Origin of the sequence: Flavobacterium sp. (genome assembly GCF_044361015.1) — a bacterium.
In the GTDB taxonomy this organism is placed as follows: domain Bacteria; phylum Bacteroidota; class Bacteroidia; order Flavobacteriales; family Flavobacteriaceae; genus Flavobacterium.
This window is the reverse complement of the sequence record NZ_JBIKJL010000021.1, coordinates 1-22284: the sequence shown is the minus strand read 5'-3', so window position 1 is coordinate 22284 and position 22284 is coordinate 1. Positions and strand designations below refer to the sequence as shown.

Sequence of the window (22284 nt, the reverse complement as noted above, 5' to 3'; positions counted from 1 at the left end):
CTACCCTATTGCCAAATAAACAGCTATAAAATGAGCTATCGTTCCCAACAATACAAAAATGTGCCAAATTGCATGAAAATAAAATTTGTTGTCCTTAACATAAAAATAAACCCCAAGCGTATAACTCAATCCGCCAATCATAATCCATAAAAAGACTAAAAATGGCATTGAGTCAATCAACGGGTCAATGACAAATACAATCATCCAACCTAAAGCTAAATAAAGTAAAACTGAAAAAAACTTAAAACGTTTCGTAAAAAACAGTTTAAAAACAACTCCTGCCGCTACAATAGACCACATCACTCCCAAAAAAAGCATTGCATGGTCCGACTTCAAATACTTAGCCATCAACGGCGTATAAGTCCCTGCTATTAAAAAATAAATACTGATATGATCCCCAATTTGCAGCAAATCTTTTGCCCGTTGGGATTTAGTAGCATGATAAAACGTTGAAAAAGTATACACAAACAGCATACCAAACCCGAAAATAAGCACTGAAATAAACATCGTCAAATCGTGCTGCCCATACGTTATTTTTAAAAGAAGAGGCATCTCAATTAAGCAAAAAACAATTCCAATGCCATGGGATAAAGTATTATAAAATTCTTCTTTCGGAGTTTGTATTCGTTTCGTTTTAATAACAACAAATTTAAGGAAAAACAATCCTTTTTGCTATCTATTTTCAGGTCAAATAACTACTCCTTATATCTCTCATTTCTTTATTTATTTTTGTGTCATTTCTCCAATGTTTACTATGCTACATTTGACCAGCCGCAAATATTATTTAAATATTTTGTTGCTGCACTACCTGGCACAAAAAGACTTTGTCCATTATCTCCATGATACCAATTACCAGCAATCCAAAAGTCACCACCATTATAGAAATATCCAAACTCAATTCTTGGTGCACCAGGACGAAATTGAGCATCCTCACTATTTGTAGTTTTTCTGTAAATAATATAAGACTCCAAACCAGTTTCTAGGTTTATAGTTCTTGACATTTCTAAATCTTCTGAAATAATTGACAACTCTTCACCATTTTTCAAAATAGTATCTTCCAAAACAAAAACTTCTTCTTCACTATTTCTACTAGATAAGTCAGTATTTTCATAAAATTTAAATTGAAGTTTGTTAGATGTAGGTTGAACATCAGTTTCACTATCACATGTAAACTTGCTACCATCACCCCTTTGGTACACAATCGTCGGCATATTATTTGCATACATTCCAATGGCCTACCTAGTTGGAAAATACGGAAGAAAATAGAAGAAAAATTACTTGGTTTTTTTAACCTCTTCTTCTCTTTTAACCACATAACGGGCCACCTCAATTTTAAACTTCTTGCCTTTCATCTTTTGGTCTTTTATCCGAAGCAACAGGTCATTCACCTTTGCTGCTTTAACCGCCGCAAACGACACGAAGTCTTTTACTTCGAGCAACCCGATGTCGTCTTTTTCCAGTTGCCCCACTTGTGAAAAGAACCCCACGATGTCCATTTTGTTAAGTTTATTTTTCTTGCCACCACTAATGTAAACCGTTTTAAACAACGGTGATTTAGGCAACTTCAAGCCTTGTTCTAAAGCAAAAACAGGCATATCATAATCCAAGTAATCCGCTTTCTTTTCACTCTCGTGATAAATAATATAGGCAGTTCCGCGTTGCAACATACGGGCAGTTCGTCCGTTGCGGTGCGTGAACTCTTCCGCTTTGCCCGGCAAATGATAATGAATAACATGCTTCATTTCAGGAATATCTAAACCGCGTGCCGCTAAATCAGTCGTCACAAGATAGTTCACACTGCCGTTTCTAAACTGAATCAAAGCCCGTTCCCGTTCATCCTGATCCATACCACCGTGATAGTAGGTAGTTTCAATTTTGCATTGATTTAACAGCATACTAATGCGTTCCGCCGCTTCGCGATGATTACAAAATATAAGAGCCGCTTCCGAGTGGAGCGAACAAATCAATTGAAATAACATGCTCATTTTATCCTTTTCTTTCGACACCACCAGCTTTAGCGAAAGCCCTGATTCCCCTTCCTTTTCCGGAATAAAATCAAGCACAGTAGGTGATACCGCTCCTGTATACCCAGGAATAGCAATACTAGCCGTCGCCGAAACCAGCACGCGTTTATTAACATGGGGTAATTTACTGATAATAAAAGCCATTTCATCATGAAACCCGAGTTGCAACGACTTGTCAAACTCATCTAAAATCAAGGTTTGCACTGCCGTTGTTTCAAACGAACCCCGTTCAAGATGATCAGCAATCCGTCCCGGTGTACCAATAACAATTGCCGGCGGCTGACTGAGGTTGTTTATTTCCGTCTCCATCGAATGCCCTCCATAACAAACGGTAACTTTATAACCCGTTGCCATTTTTTTCCAAACCTGTTCAATTTGCAACGCCAATTCCCTCGACGGCACTAAGATTAAACATTGCACCCTCCGACTTTCTATATCGAACAAACTCACTAAAGGCAATAAAAAAGCAACCGTTTTTCCGGAACCCGTCGGGGAAAGCAAAAGTGTATTAGGATTATTTAAAATGGTTTCCTGAGCAGTTTCCTGCATTTCATTCAGCTTATCAAAACCTAAATTCAGAATAACATTCGTAGAGCGTGGATTTCTTATCATGCAGCAAAGGTAAGTTTTTTTAAATGCTCAATCTCTAATTAAGAAAGTGTTAATGACTGATATAAAATAAAAAAGGTGGAATTGCTTCCACCCTTTTTGACCCAAATCTACCATGAACTTAACCTACTTATGCTATGGTAAGCCAAATGTAGCATCATGATAGTAATAAAAAAAATGTTTTAGATGATTGAACGAAATAATCGTTGAATGGCAAAATATACTTACAAAAATGAATTACTCTTCCTTTTTTGAACCATAAAGTGACACCATTATTCCGATTAAAAGTGCCACCGCAATAAAACCAAGCGACACCCATTCCGGAAATTTATAGTTGTGCACGAGCAACATTTTAATACCCACAAAGGATAGAATTGCTATTAAACTATATTCTAAATGTTTAAACTTATCTAACATATGAGCCAAGAAGAAATACATTGAACGCAACCCTAGAATCGCAAATATATTAGAACTGAACACTAAAAAAGGATCCGGAGTAATTGCCAAGATAGCCGGAACACTGTCTAACGCGAACAAAACATCCATCAATTCAATCACAACCAACGCCACAAACAAAGGAGTCGCCGCCGTGATATGCCTTCGTTTAACAAAAAAGTGTTCGCCATCCATGTGCATTGTAACAGGCATCACCTTCCTAAGGTTTCTATACACAAACGATTTCTTTGGGTTAAATTGTTCTTCTTCTTTCTTAAACAACATCTTGGCTGCTGTAAACAACAAAAACAAGCCGAAAACATAAGTCATCCAACTGAATTTGTTAATTAAAATCACCCCGAAAAAAATCATCAATCCTCGGAAAAATATAGCTCCTAATATTCCCCAAAACAAAACCCGATGCTGGTATTTCTGCGGAATTTTAAACGATGAGAAAATAACTGCAATAATGAATATATTATCAACACTCAAAGAAAGTTCAATCAAGTAACCCGTAATAAACTTCATAGAAGCAATGGCAGGAGTATAATTTTCGGGATTGTCAACATAATTATGTTGATATAACCAATAAATCAATCCGGAAAAAACAAAGGAAAGTGTAACCCAAATTGCAGTCCAAATACCCGCTTCACGAGACTTGATTATGTGTGGTGTTTTATTAAAAACACCTAAATCTAACGCTAAAAATAAAACGATTGCAGCAATAAAAAGAATCCAAACGGTCATAATAAAAAAGATAAGACCACAAAAGTAGTAAACGTAGAAGCAATTACACCATGCTGTCAAATAAAAAAGGTGGAATTCCTTCCACCCTTTTTGCCCAAAATCTACCATGAACTTAACCTACTTATGCTATGGTTAATCAAAAATATAGTTGCCGATACAAATAAAAAAATAAATCTGTTGAAAACATAGAATAATCGATAAAGTGCTTTTTGACAATTTGATGAGGGTTTAAATAAATTTTTAATAGATTTCCGTTCATTTTCAATTCTAATTTTTTTATATTTGAACCCGGTATGATTATACCTATTTAACTAATCATTAACTAAAAAAAAGTAATTTATGAAATTAATCATTGTTCTATTGTTTGCCTTTATAGGAATGAATAAAGCGACTGCACAAAATCCATTAGATAAAGTTGCTAAAGATGCTAAAACTATTTCTTCTGATGCTACAAAAGCTTTAAACAATTCGTTTGATGTTTCTTCAATCAGTACGGAAGTTGTGAACTCGCTAACTAATAATCTAAAGTTAACTAAAGACCAAAAACCTGCGGTTACCTCGTTAGTAAATGATTTTTTAAACAAAAAGAAAGACATTTTGCCTACAGCTGCTACCAACAAAAAGGATTATGACGCAAAAATGACTTCTATCCGCAATTTATTTCCGGAAAAAATGAAGAAATTAATTTCTGCTGACCAAATGAAATCGTTAACCGCATTAATTCCAAAAAGCAATACTAGTAGTAATGTACTCTCAAAAATGTTATTTTAAAATCACATTGAATAAATACAAAAAAGATGAACTTTTAACGGTTCATCTTTTTTTTGTCTGCTCCTAAAATAAATTTATTGGTTATCCACTTATTTTAGAAGCTTTTAGAGGTTTTATAGAAAATAATACTAATTTTGCAACTCATTATAAAAACCCTTTTTCAATGAAATTAAATATCCTTTTCTCTTCGTTATTTATTTTTGTAGGTTCATTAGCCATTTTTGCACAAAACATCACTTCAGAAAACATCGATTTTCTTATTTTAAAACAACCCAAAGAAACGATTGACGTTGCAAATAGATTGTTAAAAGTTACGGTAACTTCTCCTTATAATGTTACCGCAGATGATGTTATCAAACAATCAAAAGTTGATCATCAAGCTGCTTTAGATAATTATACTACGGTTGTGGCCAATAGTGAAAAAGAATTTCAACAAAAACTAATAGATTACGATCAAGAAGTCATCAAAGCAAAAGAAAAATTTGAATTAGAATCGGCTGAATTCAAAAAACTTTCCTTGCTCGAACGTATGTCAATGACAGACCAAGGGAAAAACCCACGATTAGTAAATCCAACAAAACCGGTTTATGTAAAACCGCTCCCACCTGTTTATCAAGAGCCCAATTTAAACAATTACATCATTGTGGACAACAATGTATTGTCTTCACAAATCAATGTGGAAGGATTTATCAAAGAAGGAAATTATTTAGATGTTGCTGTAGATATTCGTGGTGTACAATTTCAAGATAATGCCGGACAAACCTTTGCCAATCAACCTACAACTTTAGTGGTAAAAGTAAACGGAGTTGAAAAAATAAATACTAAGTTTTTTCAAGAATTCAAATTTGTTTCTTCTTCACCTAGCAATAACATCAACAAACCATTAGAAGAAAAAAATCATTTAAATAAAGTAGTGGCCTTTTTAAACCAATATTTAAATGATAATTACGGATTCCAATCTATTAAAAAAACAGTAAAATTGGATAAAGTAAAAAACAAAGGGCAATATGATGATCTAGAAAAAGCACATACTTATGTAACAACCAATTTAAAAAAATTACAACCTTCTGAACCGGAACGTAGTGCTGCAGCAATTACCGGAATGCAAAAAGGAATTGATATTTGGTTAGAAACATTGAAAAAAGTAGACTTTAAAAAAGATTCAAAATCTGATTTCAATGCAAAAATTGGTGAATACATTTACTTCAATTTAATTCGATTGAATTTAGCAATGAACAAAAAATCTGAAGCTGAAAAGTATTTGAATGAATTACAGGAAAACCTAATCGGCATCAAATTGAGCTATGACGAACAAAACGAACTAAAAGCGTTGGAAAACGAAATCTATAAAAAATAAATCAACATGAAATTAAGAATAATTGCGTTCCTTTTTCTTTGTGTTTTTGGAAACACTTTTGCTCAAACACCTGAATGGGGAGAAAAATTTGATTTTGACTCAAAAAATGAATTAGAACCAAAATTCGTTTTGACCGATAATTACAATTATTACTTATTAACCGTAGTGAATAAATACGGGATGATGTCGAGTAATCAAATTATCCTCAGAAAATTTGATCAAAAGAATGCATTAATGGAAACCATAACACATCCTTTTCCAGTATTAGAAGGTGGTGGAACTTTGCATAATTTTTTGGGTTCATATGCTATTGGAACAGAAAAAGCAGTAGTTTTTACACAAAGTTATTCAGGAAAATCAAAAAGAGACGAGGTATATCAACACGTTTTTGACAAAACATCTAAGAAATTCACCAGTACGATGCTTATGGGATTTCCTATCGTATCCAACTCTAAATCAGGTGATGTTAAGGTAAAACAATCACAGAATGGTGCTTTTTTTGTAGTTAACTACAAAGCAGCTAATTCCAAGAAAGAACCGGAAGTAAACAATTTAATGGTACTTAACAGCACTACATTAGATGTTGCTTGGAAAAAAGAAGTAACTTTTGCTAATGAGTTCTTTACAGGTAATTTAGTAGCTACCAACTCCGGAAAAGTAGTATTGGTTCGCCAACCCTACGGTTATAAATTAGACAATTATTTAGTAGCTATTTCTGAAACAGAACAATCCGATTTAAAAGTGGGTGAAAGTATCAAAATTCATGAGCCTGTTGCTATTTCAATTGGAACGCAGGATTACTTGCTTGCATTGAATTATCCCTCAAAAGGAGTACGTCGCGGTGACTTTGGTGATTTAATGTTATATGATTTAAGTTCCGGTGCTATTTTACAAAACAATAAAATTGATGGTTTTAATTCGGTTACTAAAATAGAAGAGGTAAACTTTCGCACTATTTTGATGCAAAACAATGAAATTGCCATTTTTGCTGAAGCGAAAGTTGATGCCACACCAAAGCCAACTCCGGGTTCAACAGGTTTTCCGGTGGAAAAACACACATTTGGTCCATCTTACTTAATCACTTTAAATTTTGAAGGTATTTTGAAATCAATCAAACCAATTCCGGTAAGCACAACCGGTGAAGCTGATTTATATCATTCTTTTGGATTAGTTAATGCAAAAGGTGATTTGTTTGTTCAAACCGGATTAGAAAATGGTTTTTTCAAATGGAATTATCTTTTTAATAATGAAAAATTAGCTCATTCAATTATTTTTGGATATTATGATGATATTAATTCAACAAGAAAAGTAACTTATGTAAACCAATTGGTTCATTATTTCCCCGACACTCAAAAATTTCTTTTCGCTAAAATAACGACTACTGACAAAACACAAATGTCAATGGGTACATTTACTGGTGTAAAGTAAAAATTGTTTAATAAAACGAACCTATTAAATTTATAAAATTCTTTAAATTTAATAGGTTTTTTTATGCTTACTAACAAGTTGTTTTTTGGTATCTTAGTTTATTAAAATCAAATCATTGAAACTCATTTCCTTTTTAGCACTTCCTGAAAACGAACAATACCGCATCCTCTTTGAAAATGGAGCGGTAGTTGCTGAGCGATTTGAAAAGCCGGTGATAAAAAAATTATACAGTTTACATACTTTCTTCGTTGAAGTGCATTTTCATTATGGCACCGAAGAAATACTATTTAAAAAAGTTTTCAAAGCCGGTGAATTGTTAGATAATTACCTTAACGATTTTAAGATCCCAAAATCTACTTAACCTAAAAAGCTTAATAATACCCCTGCTGCAATAGCACTACCTATAACTCCGGCTACATTGGGTCCCATAGCATGCATCAATAAGTGATTAGTTCTATCGTATTCCAAACCAATAACTTGTGAAACCCTTGCACTATCCGGAACCGCAGAAACTCCTGCATTTCCTATTAAAGGATTAATTTTATTACCTTCTTTCAAAAATAGATTAAATATTTTACAAAACATCACGCCCCCAAAAGTTGCAATGATAAATGATAATGCTCCAATGGCAAAAATACCAACTGATTGTCCAGTTAAAAAAGTAGTAGCTTGTGTTGAAGCACCAACTGTTAAACCAATTAGAATAGTTACTATATCAATCAATGAACCCTTTGCAGTATCCGCTAAACGTTTTGTTACACCACTTTCTTTTAATAAATTACCAAAAAATAACATTCCCAATAAAGGTAAACCACTAGGTACAATGAATGTAGTTAACAACAAACCAAAAACAGGGAACATGATTTTTTCATTTCGTGAAACTACCCTTGGTGATTTCATGCGGATTAATCGTTCTTTACTAGTTGTTAACAATCGCATAATTGGCGGCTGTATCACAGGAACTAGTGCCATGTATGAATATGCCGAAATCGCAATAGCACCCATTAATTCAGGAGCTAACTTTGACGAAAGGAATATAGCAGTAGGTCCGTCAGCGCCACCAATGATGGCGATAGCTCCTGCTTGTTCAGGTAAGAAACCTAAAGCCAATGCTGCCATATAAGCACCAAAAATTCCCAATTGTGCTGCTGCACCAATTAGCATCAGTTTCGGATTGGAAATCAACGCTGAAAAATCGGTCATTGCTCCAATACCTAAGAATATTAAAGGCGGATAGATCCCTTTCATTACTCCAAAATAGAGGTAATTCAAAACACTGCCTTGTTCATAAATTCCAATTTGTAGCCCAGGATAAAACGGAATGTTTCCAATTAACATTCCAAAACCAATGGGTACCAAAAGCATGGGTTCATATTCTTTAAAAATGGCCAAATAAATAAAAATCAGACCAATTAAAATCATCACACCGTGACCAATGGTAAAATTTGCAAAAGCCGTATATGTGAAAAACTGATGCAAATGCTCGGCTAAAAAACTCCAGAAATTATCCATGATTTATGATCCTATTGTTAGTAAAATATCACCTTCCATTACAGATTCTCCTGCAATGAAGTGGATTGCTTGTACCACTCCAGCTTTATCAGACTGAATACTGTTTTCCATTTTCATAGCTTCGAGCGTAATTAACTCTTGAGACAAATTAACAACGTCACCTACTTTTACGTGTACTTTTAAAATCACACCCGGAAGTGGTGATTTAATGGTTCCTCCTCCTTTTGGAGCAGATGGACTACTGGTTTTTGCTACAGCATGTGACGAATCAGTTGAGGGCACTGCTACAGAACGAACCAATTTAGGCGTTTTAGCAACCGATGATTTCTTTTCTAATTCCACCTCAAAGGTAACTCCATTTACGTTTACAATGGCTTGATTTTCTTCAATACTGTCGATTTTTACATCGTAACTATTTCCGTTTATTTTAAATTTATATCTTTTCATGTGTCATTATTTTAGTTCTTTTCGCATACCATAAATTTTTGAACTCCATGGAGAATAATTACCGTTTACTTTTTTTATGGTCAACAATGCATTCTCGTGATCATGTAATTCATTTTGATACAAATGCAAGGCCATTGCAATGGCAGTTCCTAATTCTAAAGTTTGTTGGCTTTTGGTATTTGGAATTTCAATTCCCTCTCCTTTTTTTTGCGATTTAGCTTTGAAATCATAAGTAAAAAGTTTGGCAATATTCTTGAATGTTATGTAGAGAATAACCAACGATAGAAAGACTACTGACATAGCTACCATTGTCATTCCTATCCCATAAGGATCTAACTTTGCAAATTCAGCGGCCGCTTTATGGCTCACCGGTTGTTGTACGAGCAATAGCGTATTCATCTTACAATGGGAGATTAGAATGTTTTTTAGGTGGATTAACCACTTTTTTTGTTGCAAGCGATTGTAAGGCACGAATAATTCTGAAACGTGTGTTTCTTGGCTCAATCACATCATCAATATACCCATAACTGGCTGCATTGTATGGATTTGCAAATTTTTCTTTGTATTCAACTTCTTTTTCCGCGATAAATTTAGCTCTTGCTTCAGGATCTTCAATTTGCATATACTCTTTTTGGTATAAAATTTCTATGGCTCCTTTTGGTCCCATAACAGCAATTTCTGCAGATGGCCAAGCGTAATTAATATCACCCCGTAAATGTTTCGAACTCATGACATCATAAGCTCCTCCATAAGCTTTACGAAGAATTACAGTTACTTTTGGCACAGTAGCTTCACCATAAGCATATAATAATTTTGCTCCATGAATAATAATTCCACCGTATTCCTGAGTTGTTCCAGGTAAAAATCCAGGTACATCAACAAGGGTGACCAATGGAATATTAAAAGCATCACAGAATCGAACAAATCTAGCCGCTTTTCGAGATGCATTATTGTCTAAAACACCAGCTAAATAACTGGGTTGATTGGCCACAATTCCTACAGGCATACCGTTAAATTTAGCATATCCTACAACAATATTTGGAGCATAATGACGGTGCACTTCAAAAAATTCATTTTCATCAGCGATGGCATGAATAACATCTTTTACGTCATACGGTTTATTTGGATTTTCTGGTATAATTGTATTCAATTCATCAATTAAACGATCGATTGGATCAGTACATACTGATAATGGTGGGTCTTCCAAGTTATTTTGAGGTAAGTAGCTCAACAATTTTCTTATTAACAATAATCCCTCCTGCTCATCTTCCGCTACAAAATGGGTAACCCCCGATTTTGTAGCGTGAACCATGGCACCTCCTAATTCTTCGTCGGTTACTACTTCACCGGTTACTGTTTTCACCACTTTAGGCCCCGTAACAAACATGTAACTGTTTTGTTTTGTCATCAAAATAAAGTCGGTTAAAGCGGGTGAATATACAGCACCACCGGCACAAGGCCCAAAAACAGCAGAAATTTGCGGAATAACTCCTGAAGCCATGATGTTACGTTGAAACACTTCTGCATAACCGGCCAAACTGGTTACACCTTCCTGGATTCTTGCTCCTCCACTATCATTAATTCCTATAATAGGTGCTCCCATTTTAAGAGCCATATCCATTACTTTACAAATTTTATTGGCAAAAGTTTCAGATAATGAACCACCAAAAACAGTAAAGTCTTGAGAGAATAAATAAACTAATCTCGAATCAATTGTTCCAAAACCGGTTACAACTCCATCAGACAAGTATTTTTGATTTTCAAGTCCAAAATTGGTACAACGATGCGTTACAAACATATCAAACTCCTCAAAACTACCTTCGTCTAAAAGCAGTTCAATGCGTTCTCGAGCGGTAAGTTTACCTTTGGCATGTTGAGTATCAATACGATTTTGACCTCCACCTAATTTGGCTTCAATTCGTTTATCTAACAATAATTTAATTTTATCTGTACTTTCCATAAAAAATGAATTACAAGTTTTTATTTTCACACAATTCAAGTAATACTCCATGTGTCGACTTTGGATGTATAAAAGCAATATCTAATCCTTCAGCTCCTTTTCGTGGAGTTTTATCAATGAGTTGCACCCCTTTTTGATCAAGCTCCGCTAAATTATCTTCAATCCCTTTTACCGCAATGGCTAAGTGATGAATACCCTCCCCTTTTTTCTCAATAAATTTACCAATTGGTCCATCAGGGTCAGTAGATTCTAACAATTCGATTTTTGATTGTCCGATTTGAAAGAAAGCGGTTTTTACCTTTTGGTCTTTTACTTCTTCAATAGCATAGCATTTTAGTCCGAGCATGTTTTCCCAAAAGGGAATGGCTTCTTCTAAACTTCTTACGGCAATTCCTAAATGTTCGATGTGAGATAAGTTCATAGTCTGTCCTTTTAAATATACAACAACAAAGTTATTCTGATATGAAACGTAAAAATCTGATAAAAATCAGGTTTCTTGTATAAAATTAGACAATTATACCTTTTAAACAAGGAATTTATTAACTATATCGATTTCGGTTTGTAACTTAAAATTTTAATTTTACCAATTTGCAAATGAAACTCCAATTCCAATTGTTGTTTGTTTATTATTATAATCAATTAAAGTTTCACCATATCCTTGAAAAGCTTGCAAGTGACCTCGCAAATGCCCTTTTATTGGAAAAATATAATTTAGTTGAACACTTCCGCCTTGAAATTTATTGTATGGATGAGTGATGACAGTATAAAATTGATGACGATTGTAGCTATAAGACAAATTAAGTTCACCATCTCCTATAAAATCAGTTATTGCCGGATTATCATCTTTTTTACCATCGCTTAAACGAATCCATGGTCTAACAGATACTATCCAACTGTCAATTTCGTATGAAATATCAAAAATGATACGATTCCAACCCCGTGAATAAGGTAACTCCCTCCCATTTGATTGATGAGTAAATGAAATTCCTATTGACTTAAATTCACCGGTAAATGCCTTGATGTGCAATGGATATTTAAAGATGATTTCCGGTTCATAATTTATTTCCCGAAAAGGTCTCGAAAGTTCTTCATTATAAATCTGCCAATGAGCAATTTGAGTATAACCAACCCAAAGATCACCTTTACCCCAAAAAATGGATTGCAATAATTTAGTTTTTAAACTTAACTGAAATTTCACTTCCACAATATCATAATCTATTGTTTCCGTTGCAGAATTAGTAGGGTTTTCACTTTGCGGTTTTTCATTTGGATTGCTTGACCATCGAGCCGGAGCTACATAAATTGACTTATAAGAAACCAATCTAAAAGTTCCTTTTTTATCAATTGAATCCAATTCCCAACGTTGAGAATACGTTTTAGAAATAATATCACTCCCTTCAAAGAATCCTTGTCCAAGTATATTATGAGTATATATCAGTACAATAAATAAAAAACCTACTCTTTTCATAATGTTTCTATTGTTTTCCGAAGGTAAGCAATTGAAAAGCTAATAACTTACACAATTATGCTAATTAGCTTAATCCTGAAATCACTCCTTGATCGTCAATTTTAATATTTTCTGCGTTAGGTATTGTCGGTAATCCGGGCATTCGCATCATTTCTCCTAAAATTGGTATGATGAATCCGGCACCGGACGCGATTTCAAATTCACGAACTGTCACTGTAAAACCAATCGGACGACCTCGTTTAGATTCATCATCAGAGAAACTTTTGGGTGTTTTTGCCATACAAATTGGAAAATTATCAAAACCGAAACTTTTAATTTGTTGTAATTGAGATTTAGCTTTTACAGAAAACTCAACGCCCTCTGCCCCATAAATTTTTGTAGCAATTGCAGTGATTTTATCTTCCGGTGATTGTTCAAAGGAATACAGTGGTTTGAAACTACCGGTATTCTCTTCTACTAATTCAACAAGTTGTTTGGCTAATTCAGTCATTCCTTTACCTCCATCTGTAAAACCTCTTGCAACAATTGCCTGAGTTTGATAACATTGACATAACTCTTTTACCAATTGAATTTCTTCCTCTGAATCATTTGGAAATGCATTTATAGCAATTAAAGGATTAAATCCGAAAAGTTTCATGTTTTCAATATGTTTAGCCAAGTTATCTAATCCGGATTTTACCCTACTTTCTGAAGGCAAATTATATTCAGACTTATTTGCACCACCATGATGACGCAATGCTTTAATTGTAACCACTAAAACAACAGCATTTGGCTTAAGCCCGGAAACAGCACATTTTATATTGAAAAATTTTTCTGCTCCTAAATCGGCACCAAAACCAGCTTCCGTGACAACGTAATCAACTAAAGATAAACCCATTCGAGTGGCAATAATTGAATTTGTACCTTGTGCAATGCTGGCAAAAGGTCCACCATGTAGAATTGCAGGATTTCCTTCAAGGGTCTGCACTAAATTTGGTTTGATTGCTTCTTTAAGCAAAACTGTCAAGGCATCCGTTGCCTTGATGTCACGAGCAAAAACCGGCTCTCCCTCAAAAGTATTTCCTATGTAAATATTGCCTAATCGTTCTTTTAAGTCTTTTAAATCAGTACACATACAAAGAATTGCCATAATTTCTGAAGCCGGTGTAATATTAAATCCATCCTGCCGAGGAATGCCATTTGTAGTTCCGCCAAGACCTACAATAATATTTCGCAAAGCACGATCGTTCATATCCATTACTCGTTTCCAAACAATTGTACGAGGGTCAATATTCAATGAACGGGTTTTGCTTTGCAAATTATTATCAATCAGAGCGGATAGGAGATTATTCGCTTTTTCAATGGCAGAGAAATCACCCGTAAAATGAAGATTAATATCTTCCATAGGGATAACTTGAGAATAGCCGCCTCCAGCAGCACCACCTTTCATGCCAAATACAGGTCCGAGAGAAGGTTCCCGTAACACTGCAATTGCCTTTTTGCCAATAACATTTAAGCCATCAGTTAGTCCAACAGAAATGGTTGTTTTACCTTCACCTGCAGGTGTTGGAGTAATTGCCGTAACAAGAATCAACTTACTCTTATTCAGATTTTTATAATCAATTAAGTGAAGTGGTAATTTAGCTTTATATTTACCGTAATATTCTAAATCGTCATTTGATATATTTAGTTTTGAAGCTATTTCTTTTATGTGTTGAATAGGCGTTGCTTGGGCAATTTCGATATCAGAAAGCATATGATTTAATTTTATGGTATCGAAGGTAAGAATATTGTATTTGTATAAGTATGATAATTATCAATTATCAATTCTCATTTATAATTATAAGTTAAACCAAAAACATAAAATTGATGCTAGATCTATTTCTGAACAAAAACCATTTCTATTCTCATATCCATAAAACATTTGATTATCAAGACTAAACTCCCAATATTATAGTTTGTGAATTGAATTTACCTAACAAACTTGGTGTGCTTTTATTAAAAAAGTTGAATAATTTGGCATTTCGGCATCATCATTGCTGCTACTTATAAAACCTAAGGCTAAATAGAATTCTAAAATTTTTTTATTTAAGCTAATTAAAAATTTTAGTTGTAAAAATAAATACAACTCATCATTATTAATGTAACAATTAAAAAATGACTTTTGATTATTTATTGGTTACTACTAATCTGATTTTTGCTGTAAAAGAATTATATTTAAGTCTTTTATCAAATTTCATTTATGATGAATTACAACTATCATTTTCAATAGTTTATATTTTGAATTTTAATTAAAAACTATGAAAAAACTATTATTTTTATTTTGTCTTATTGGAATTTCAGGATTCAACTATTCTCAAACCATAACTATTAAAGACAAACAATCGGGAAAACCGATTGATTTAGTCACCTTGTTTAGTGAAAATCCAAAAGCATTTACCATCACAAACACCGGTGGCCAAGCTACAATTTCAGCTTTCAAAGGTGCTAAAAAAATAGAAATTCGAATGCCCGGTTTTAAAACTGTAATTAAAAGCTTTGCTGAGATAGAATCCGATGGTTTTGAAATACAATTAGAATCGTCTAATTTAAACTTAGAAGAAGTGGTTATTTCGGGCACACGATGGAGGCAAATCTCCAGCAATGTTCCTCCAAAAATTATTTCTATTTCACCGGCTGAAATTGCTTTACAAAACCCGCAAACAGCAGCAGATTTACTTAGTATCTCAGGTAAAGTTTATGTTCAAAAAAGTCAACAAGGTGGTGGAAGCCCAATGATTAGAGGCTTTGCAACCAACCGATTACTTTATACAGTAGATGGGGTGCGAATGAATAATGCTATTTTTCGATCTGGTAATATTCAAAATGTAATTAACCAAGATCCTTTTACGATTGAAAACACTGAAGTACTTTTTGGCCCAGGTTCCGTAATTTATGGAAGCGATGCCATAGGTGGCGTAATGAGTTTTCAAACCTTGACTCCTCAACTTTCCTTAACGGATAAACCATTTATAACCGGAAAAGCGGTTACCCGAACTTCATCTGCTAATAAAGAGAAAACGGGACATTTTGATGTGAATGTTGGTTGGAACAAATGGGCAATGGTGACAAGTTTCAGTAGTTGGGATTTTGATCATTTACGTCAAGGAAGTCATGGTCCGGATGATTATATCAAACCTTATTATGTGCAACGGCTAGACAGTATTGACATAGTGGTAACACAGGATGATCCATTATTACAAATTCCTTCCGCTTATTCGCAATTGAATTTAATGCAAAAAATTAGATTCAAGCCTACTGAAAAATGGGATTTTCAATATGGTTTTCACTATTCAGAAACCTCAACTTATGGAAGATATGACCGTCATAATAGGGTTAGAAACGGAAAAGCCCGTTACGCTGAATGGAATTATGGTCCTCAAAAATGGATGATGAATAACCTGACTGCCAACTACAACGGCAACACTAAACTGTATGATCAAATGACATTACGCCTAGCTCAACAATCGTTTGAAGAAAGTAGAATCGAACGTTCTTTAAATAATGATAGTAGAAATACACAAACAGAAAAAGTCAAAGCCTATTCAGTTAATCTTGATTTTAATAAAGCAATAAATCAAAAGAATACTTTGTTTTACGGACTGGAATATGTTTTTAATGATGTTCATTCGAGTGGTTATTTAACCGATATTTCAACGGGTGAAAATACAACCGGACCATCACGATATCCGCAATCTACTTGGAGTTCAATGGCAGCCTATGTGAATGATGAATTTAAAGTAACGAATCAATTATCGGTGCAAGCCGGTCTTCGATACAATTATTATAAATTGGATTCAGATTTTAAAAATAATCTGGCTTTTTATCCTTTTCCTTTTGATTCTGCTAAAATCAATGATGGTGCCATAACCGGAAGTCTTGGAGCCGTTTACCGTACCTTAAATTCATGGGTTTTCAGTACTAATTTCGGATCCGGATTTCGATCACCTAATGTTGATGATGTGGGAAAAGTGTTTGATTCAGCTCCCGGAACTCTAACAGTGCCAAATCCTGATTTAAAAGCAGAATATGCCTACAATGTTGATTTAGGTTTTGCCAAAGTAATCAGTAATGTTGTTAAAGTTGATGTTACCGGATTTTATACCATTTTACAAAATGCGATGGTAAAGAGAGATTTCCAACTTAATGGGGAAAGCAGTATCATTTATGATGGGGAAGTAAGTCAAATTCAAGCAGTCCAAAATGCCGCTAAGGCTAAAGTTTACGGTATTCAACTAGGTTTAGAAGTAAATCTTCCTGCCGGATTCAGTATTTCATCAGATTTAAATTACCAAAAAGGAGATGAAGAATTGGATGATGGTACAACGAGTCCGCTACGTCATGCAGTTCCCTTATTTGGAATGTCAAGTTTGAATTATAAAGCTGAAAAATTAAACTTACAATTTTATTCTTCTTATCAAGCTAAACGCAATTTTGAAGATTTAGCTTTCGAAGAACAAGGCAAAGATGAAATTTATGCAAAGGATGCTAATGGAAATAATTATTCTCCTTCTTGGTATACTATAAATTTAAAAGGAATGTATGTTTTAACAAAAACCTTCAGTGTTAATGCCGGAGTTGAAAACATAACTGACCAACGTTATCGTTTATATAGTTCCGGTATTTCTGCTCCCGGAAGAAATTATGTTCTTTCGTTTAGAGCTGATTTTTAATTTTTTCAATTAGCTATGCTGTGAAAAACAGTATAGCAGATTTTTTTAAATAACTAAAGTTTATTATTTATTTCCACTTACTATTTTAGAGATAATTCCCTTACTTATCGTAAACTCAGCATATAAAACTCCTCCAATGTGAAGTACAATAAAAGCTACTAAATAATAAATAGATAGCACATGTATTTCTTCCATTGGTGTTTTTAAATTTTTAGGACCAAGTTCAATGATTAGTCCTGTGATTAAAGAAATGGAGACACATAAATAAAAAACAAGGTATAAGCTATATTGAAACTTCGTTTTTCCTGACAATTCCTTTGTAAACGGATTGGAAAACTTCATGTAACCAAAGAACGGCAGCAACATACGAATACTGTACAATCCAACCAATGTATAACCCAAATAGATATGCCAATCCCACATAGGTTTACGTATTTTTTTTGCCAGAAGAATGGTTTCATCTTCCGATAACGACACATTGGTTGTTGCCAGAAAATCTTGAATAATATCAGAAACATTGTTTTTATTCATCCATGTGAGTCGAAGAAAAATAGTAAGTAAAAGTAAAATCATACAGATGGCAATAGCCCAATGCATGATTCTGTAAATAGTTGTATACGTTTTATTTTCCATGAAAAAAGAGTGTATAAATTTGTTAATGTTGTGGGTAGTTCATTAAAACCAATAAGTTTTAATTATTTCAAATTTACAAAAACATTAACCAACTCAACGTTGATTTTAAATTAAAAAATACCAATTCACTGGAAGAGGGATTCTAAAGAAAAAACTAATTAATTAATCTTTTACCTTAAAGACTTTTGTTAAAATATCATCCATCAAACACCATTTGGTGAGCGAGGATTGTAATAAATTGGCTCCCACAAAAGCCGTAAACCATAACCAATTGATATTTACATAAATGGCTAGTAAAATGCTGATGAGGATAAATGTCCCTGCGATTCCGCGTACGATTCTGTTTTTCATTTTTTTTAAGGTGCTAAGGTGCTGAGGTGCTAAGGTTCTGAGGTTCTGATGTTTTGGAGACAAATTTTTAACTTAGTCCCTTAGAACCTCAGTACCTTAGTTCCTACTATATAAATTTTTCTATGGAAAAAGTGGCTAAATGCACTTTTGTTTTGGTCTCCAGTTCTTGATTGAATGTTAGAATCAAATCATATAATTTTTCTAAATTTTCAACAGGAACAATTGCATAAAATGCAATCGATTCGATTTCGTTTATTTCGCTACCAAACCAATTGGAAGCTAAAGCTTCTTCGGATAAATCTTTAAATCCGGTTACATCGCGATACGAATAGGTTTTTACCCCTGATTGTTTGAGCAAATGCTGTAGCTCTCTTTTGAAAGAATGGACAGCGGTTAATAAGACTAGTTTCATTTTTTTAAGGTGCTAAGGTTCTAAGGTTCTAAGGCTTTGATGCTTTTCACTAATTACTATTCACTAAGGACTAAGGGACTATTCACTAAGGACTAATCACTGCGGACTAATCACTATTCACTTTTCTTCTCCCATTTCTTGCGTTCGGTGATGTAATAAATCAACGGTACGACAATTAAGGTTAATAGCGTAGATACAATTGCTCCGGCTACTAACGAGATGGCTAATCCTTGGAAAATCGGGTCGAATAAAATAATTGATGCTCCAATAACAACAGCTCCGGTTGTTAGTAAAATCGGGGTGGTTCGCACCGCTCCTGCTTCAATAATGGCTTGTTTGAGTTCAATTCCGTCATTCAATCGAATTTCTATAAAGTCGATTAACAAAACTGAGTTTCGAACCATTACTCCTGCTAATGCAATCATTCCGATAAACGAAGTTGCAGTAAAGAAAGCTCCAAGTAACCAGTGACCCAAGACGATACCCACTAATGAAAGTGGAATGGCCAACATCATCACAATTGGTGTTTTGAAATTTTGGAACCAACCCACAATCAACATATAAATCACAAGAATTACCACTAAAAAGGCTACTCCTAAATCGCGAAAGACTTCTAACGTAATTTGCCATTCACCGTCCCATTTCACCGTGAAATTACTTTCATCAGACGGTTGTTCCATGTACAATTCATTCACTGAATAGCCTTTTGGGAGTTCCATTTTTTGCAATTGCTCATTCATTCCCAAAATGGCGTATACTGGACTTTCCAAATCGCCCGCCATGTCAGCAGTTACATAAACCACTCTTTTTTGGTCTTTTCTGTAAATGGTTTTTTGCAATTCGGTTTCGTTGACTTTTACTAAATCACTTACCGGAACCACATTGCCTTGCGAACCTCTGATTTTTAAGTTTTGGATGTCTTGTAACGATGTTTTATCCTGATCGTCTAATGCCAATACGATACCCACCGGATTATTGGAACGCTCGTCGTATAAATTTGTGACAGGCATTTCGCGAACTAAATAGGTTAGATTACCCACAATTTGTTGCGGTGCAATTCCATTCAACATCGCTTTTTCTTTGTCTACTTCCAAACGGTATTCTGTTTGAGCATCTTCCACCATCCAATCGATGTCTACAATATCAGGAGTAGCCTCTAAAATTCCTTTTACTTGTTTGGCTACTTTGATTTGCTCTGCATAATCGGGTCCGTAAATCTCAGCCACCAACGTTGACAATACCGGAGGTCCGGGTGGGACTTCAATAATTTTTAAATTGGCACCGTACTTTTTAGCAATTTTTTGCACTTCCGGACGGACGATTTTAGCCAAGTCATGACTTTGTAAATCGCGGTCTTCTTTGTGCAATAAGTTCACTTGAATATCGGCCATATTGCTTCCGCCACGCAAATCGTAATGACGCACCAAACCGTTGAACGTAATTGGAGCAGATGCACCAATATAGTTTTGGTAATTCACTACTTCCGGAACGGTTGAAAGGTATTGAGCAATTTCTTTGGTTACCACCGCTGTTCGTTCTAAGGTAGTTCCTTCCGGCATATCAATCACCACTTGAAACTCGTTTTTGTTATCAAAAGGCAACATTTTAACAGCTACCGATTTGGTAAAAAACATCAACACCGAACCGACTAAAAGCACCACCGTGATTCCCAACATAATCATCCGTTTTTTCGAACTTTCTAAAAACGGTCGCTCTAACTTGTTGTAGATTTTGTAGATACGAGATGTTTCCAAACCTTGCTCTTCTTTGTGCTCTTGGTCTTCTTTCTCACGAAGTAAATGATATCCCAAATAAGGTGTAACAGTCAAAGCAACAAACAACGACAATATCATCGCGATAGAAGCACCAATTGGCATCGGACTCATATAAGGGCCCATCATACCAGAAACAAACGCCATCGGTAGAATCGCTGCAATAACTGTAAATGTTGCTAATATAGTTGGATTCCCCACTTCATTAATCGCATAAATGGCTGCTTGTTTGAATGGTAATCGCTTCATTTTAAAATGGCGGTGCATATTTTCGGCGATGATGATACTGTCGTCCACCACAATTCCCACTACGAATACAAGTGCAAAAAGTGTGATTCGATTTAGCGTATAACCTAATAAATAATAACTGAATAAAGTCAGAGCAAATGTCAACGGCACTGAAAAGAAAACCACTAAACCGCCTCGCCAACCCATGGCAAGCATTACCAAAATGGTTACTGCTAAAATCGCCACACCTAAATGCAGTAACAACTCCCCTACTTTGTGCGAAGCCGTTTCCCCATAATTACGGGTTACTTCTACGTGTAAATCAGCAGGAATAAGATTTGATTTTAACTGTTCGACTTTTTCAATGATTTTATCCGAAATTTTCATCGCATCGGCACCTTTTACTTTTCCCACAGAAATAGTTACTGCTGCATATTCCGAAGGATTGGCAGTGAATTTTTCATTCGCTTTTCCATATCCAAAAGACACATAGCTTCGAGCGGTTCCCGGTCCGTCTTGCACAATAGCCACTTGTTTTAAATAGATGGGCATGTTTTGATTGACACCAACGACTAAATTTTCAACGTCTTCTGCCGTTTTTAAAAACTGTCCCGTGGTAATCAAATACTCCGTGTCGTTTTGTACAAAACTACCTGATTGCGACGAACCGTTATTTGCTTGAATCATCTGCATGATTCCCAAGGCATCCACTTTGTTTTCGGCCATTTTATCTTTGTCTAAAATGACTTTCATCTCACGAGATCTTCCACCGATTTCTTTGGTAATAGCTACATCTTTTACTTTTTCAATTTCCGACGTTACTTCCTCTGCAATTTGACGGATTTCAAAATCATCGTATTTTTCACTCCATAACGTCAATCCTAACATTGGAACATCATCGATTGAACGGGTTTTTACCATGGGTTTATATACGCCTTGCGGAAACATATTTTCATGTTTGGCCAACTCATCGTACAGCTTTACATACGAACGCTCAATATCTTCACCTACAAAGAATTGTACGATAATCATTGCCTGACCATTCATGGCCATACTGTGCAAATGTTCCACCCCTTTGATGTTTGATAAAACTTTTTCTAAGGGTTTGATGACTCTACTTTCCACTTCAGCGGGAGTAGCTCCCGGATAGCCAATCATTACATCGGCCATTGGGACATTAATTTGTGGTTCTTCCTCTCTTGGAATAAGGAACGAACTATAGACGCCAATCACCATCAAAGCTACCATTAACAAAATAGTAAGTTTTGAATTGATGAAGAAATTGGCTATTTTTCCTGAGATACCTTCTTGCATGTTTTTATTTGTTTTAGGTTTCAAGTTTCAGGTTTCAAGTTTTTAATCACTGAAAACTGCGACTGAAAACTGTTTACTATTTACTGAACACTCACTTTTGCTCCATTAAACAACTTTCCCTCGGA

20 protein-coding genes are annotated in these 22284 nt (G+C 34.8%); 5 read left to right on the top strand and 15 right to left on the bottom strand.

From position 1 onward, the window contains the following. The 4 genes from ACIQ2Z_RS07080 to ACIQ2Z_RS07065 all read right to left on the bottom strand — a co-directional run bounded on the left by ACIQ2Z_RS07080 (position 1) and on the right by ACIQ2Z_RS07065 (position 3815). A complete protein-coding gene (locus ACIQ2Z_RS07080) occupies positions 1-663 on the bottom strand; it encodes a hemolysin III family protein (protein WP_396183447.1) in 663 nt (220 codons plus the stop codon). Positions 664-752: 89 nt separating this feature from the next. Next, on the bottom strand, positions 753-1211 hold the full coding sequence (locus tag ACIQ2Z_RS07075) for a hypothetical protein (protein ID WP_396183446.1): 459 nt from the start codon (positions 1209-1211) through the stop codon (positions 753-755). Positions 1212-1274: 63 nt separating this feature from the next. Continuing rightward, positions 1275-2636: a DEAD/DEAH box helicase gene (locus ACIQ2Z_RS07070; protein ID WP_396183445.1), complete on the bottom strand. Its 1362-nt coding sequence runs from the start codon at positions 2634-2636 to the stop codon at positions 1275-1277. A 234-nt stretch (positions 2637-2870) separates the two neighbouring features. Continuing rightward, a complete protein-coding gene (locus tag ACIQ2Z_RS07065) occupies positions 2871-3815 on the bottom strand; it encodes a TerC family protein (protein WP_396183444.1) in 945 nt (314 codons plus the stop codon). 339 nt (positions 3816-4154) lie between these two features. Between ACIQ2Z_RS07065 and ACIQ2Z_RS07060 the strand changes: the two genes are divergently transcribed. The 4 genes from ACIQ2Z_RS07060 to ACIQ2Z_RS07045 all read left to right on the top strand — a co-directional run bounded on the left by ACIQ2Z_RS07060 (position 4155) and on the right by ACIQ2Z_RS07045 (position 7732). Beyond that, positions 4155-4586, top strand: a complete 432-nt coding sequence (locus ACIQ2Z_RS07060) for a hypothetical protein (RefSeq protein ID WP_396183443.1) — start codon at positions 4155-4157, stop codon at positions 4584-4586. Between the two features lie 163 nt (positions 4587-4749). Continuing rightward, positions 4750-5943 (top strand): hypothetical protein, encoded by a 1194-nt coding sequence (locus ACIQ2Z_RS07055; protein ID WP_396183442.1) that lies wholly within the window; start codon positions 4750-4752, stop codon positions 5941-5943. A gap of 6 nt (positions 5944-5949) precedes the next feature. Then, on the top strand, positions 5950-7371 hold the full coding sequence (locus tag ACIQ2Z_RS07050) for a hypothetical protein (protein ID WP_396183441.1): 1422 nt from the start codon (positions 5950-5952) through the stop codon (positions 7369-7371). A 115-nt stretch (positions 7372-7486) separates the two neighbouring features. Then, the gene (locus ACIQ2Z_RS07045; RefSeq protein WP_396183440.1) at positions 7487-7732 is read left to right on the top strand and encodes a hypothetical protein; all 246 of its coding nucleotides are present in this window, start codon (positions 7487-7489) and stop codon (positions 7730-7732) included. Here the strand turns inward: ACIQ2Z_RS07045 and ACIQ2Z_RS07040 are convergent. The 7 genes from ACIQ2Z_RS07040 to ACIQ2Z_RS07010 form a co-directional block, all read right to left on the bottom strand. Continuing rightward, the gene (locus ACIQ2Z_RS07040) at positions 7729-8883 is read right to left on the bottom strand and encodes a sodium ion-translocating decarboxylase subunit beta (protein ID WP_396183439.1); all 1155 of its coding nucleotides are present in this window, start codon (positions 8881-8883) and stop codon (positions 7729-7731) included. The genes ACIQ2Z_RS07045 and ACIQ2Z_RS07040 overlap by 4 nt on opposite strands. Before the next feature lie 3 nt (positions 8884-8886). Then, entirely contained in the window at positions 8887-9330 is a 444-nt protein-coding gene (locus ACIQ2Z_RS07035; protein ID WP_396183438.1) for a biotin/lipoyl-containing protein, read from the bottom strand. A gap of 6 nt (positions 9331-9336) precedes the next feature. Beyond that, a complete protein-coding gene (locus ACIQ2Z_RS07030; protein ID WP_396183437.1) occupies positions 9337-9699 on the bottom strand; it encodes an OadG family protein in 363 nt (120 codons plus the stop codon). 31 nt (positions 9700-9730) lie between these two features. Then, entirely contained in the window at positions 9731-11290 is a 1560-nt protein-coding gene (locus tag ACIQ2Z_RS07025; RefSeq protein WP_396183436.1) for an acyl-CoA carboxylase subunit beta, read from the bottom strand. Between the two features lie 10 nt (positions 11291-11300). Beyond that, complete coding sequence (gene mce, locus ACIQ2Z_RS07020; RefSeq protein ID WP_396183435.1) at positions 11301-11711, bottom strand: methylmalonyl-CoA epimerase; 411 nt, start codon at positions 11709-11711, stop codon at positions 11301-11303. 159 nt (positions 11712-11870) lie between these two features. Next, positions 11871-12758, bottom strand: coding sequence for a phospholipase A (locus tag ACIQ2Z_RS07015; RefSeq protein ID WP_396183434.1), 888 nt, complete (start codon positions 12756-12758; stop codon positions 11871-11873). A 64-nt stretch (positions 12759-12822) separates the two neighbouring features. After that, the gene (locus ACIQ2Z_RS07010; RefSeq protein ID WP_396183433.1) at positions 12823-14493 is read right to left on the bottom strand and encodes a formate--tetrahydrofolate ligase; all 1671 of its coding nucleotides are present in this window, start codon (positions 14491-14493) and stop codon (positions 12823-12825) included. Between the two features lie 544 nt (positions 14494-15037). On the opposite strand from ACIQ2Z_RS07010, the gene ACIQ2Z_RS07005 reads away from it, so the two are divergent. Beyond that, a complete protein-coding gene (locus tag ACIQ2Z_RS07005; protein WP_396183432.1) occupies positions 15038-17449 on the top strand; it encodes a TonB-dependent receptor domain-containing protein in 2412 nt (803 codons plus the stop codon). A 63-nt stretch (positions 17450-17512) separates the two neighbouring features. Here the strand turns inward: ACIQ2Z_RS07005 and ACIQ2Z_RS07000 are convergent, their stop codons facing one another. The 4 genes from ACIQ2Z_RS07000 to ACIQ2Z_RS06985 form a co-directional block, all read right to left on the bottom strand. Further along, positions 17513-18082: a cytochrome b/b6 domain-containing protein gene (locus ACIQ2Z_RS07000; protein ID WP_396183431.1), complete on the bottom strand. Its 570-nt coding sequence runs from the start codon at positions 18080-18082 to the stop codon at positions 17513-17515. Between the two features lie 162 nt (positions 18083-18244). Further along, the gene (locus tag ACIQ2Z_RS06995; protein WP_290859228.1) at positions 18245-18433 is read right to left on the bottom strand and encodes a DUF2892 domain-containing protein; all 189 of its coding nucleotides are present in this window, start codon (positions 18431-18433) and stop codon (positions 18245-18247) included. Positions 18434-18539: 106 nt separating this feature from the next. Then, a complete protein-coding gene (locus tag ACIQ2Z_RS06990) occupies positions 18540-18845 on the bottom strand; it encodes a hypothetical protein (RefSeq protein WP_396183430.1) in 306 nt (101 codons plus the stop codon). Positions 18846-18958: 113 nt separating this feature from the next. Then, the gene (locus tag ACIQ2Z_RS06985) at positions 18959-22159 is read right to left on the bottom strand and encodes an efflux RND transporter permease subunit (RefSeq protein ID WP_396183429.1); all 3201 of its coding nucleotides are present in this window, start codon (positions 22157-22159) and stop codon (positions 18959-18961) included. Positions 22160-22284 lie beyond the last annotated feature (125 nt).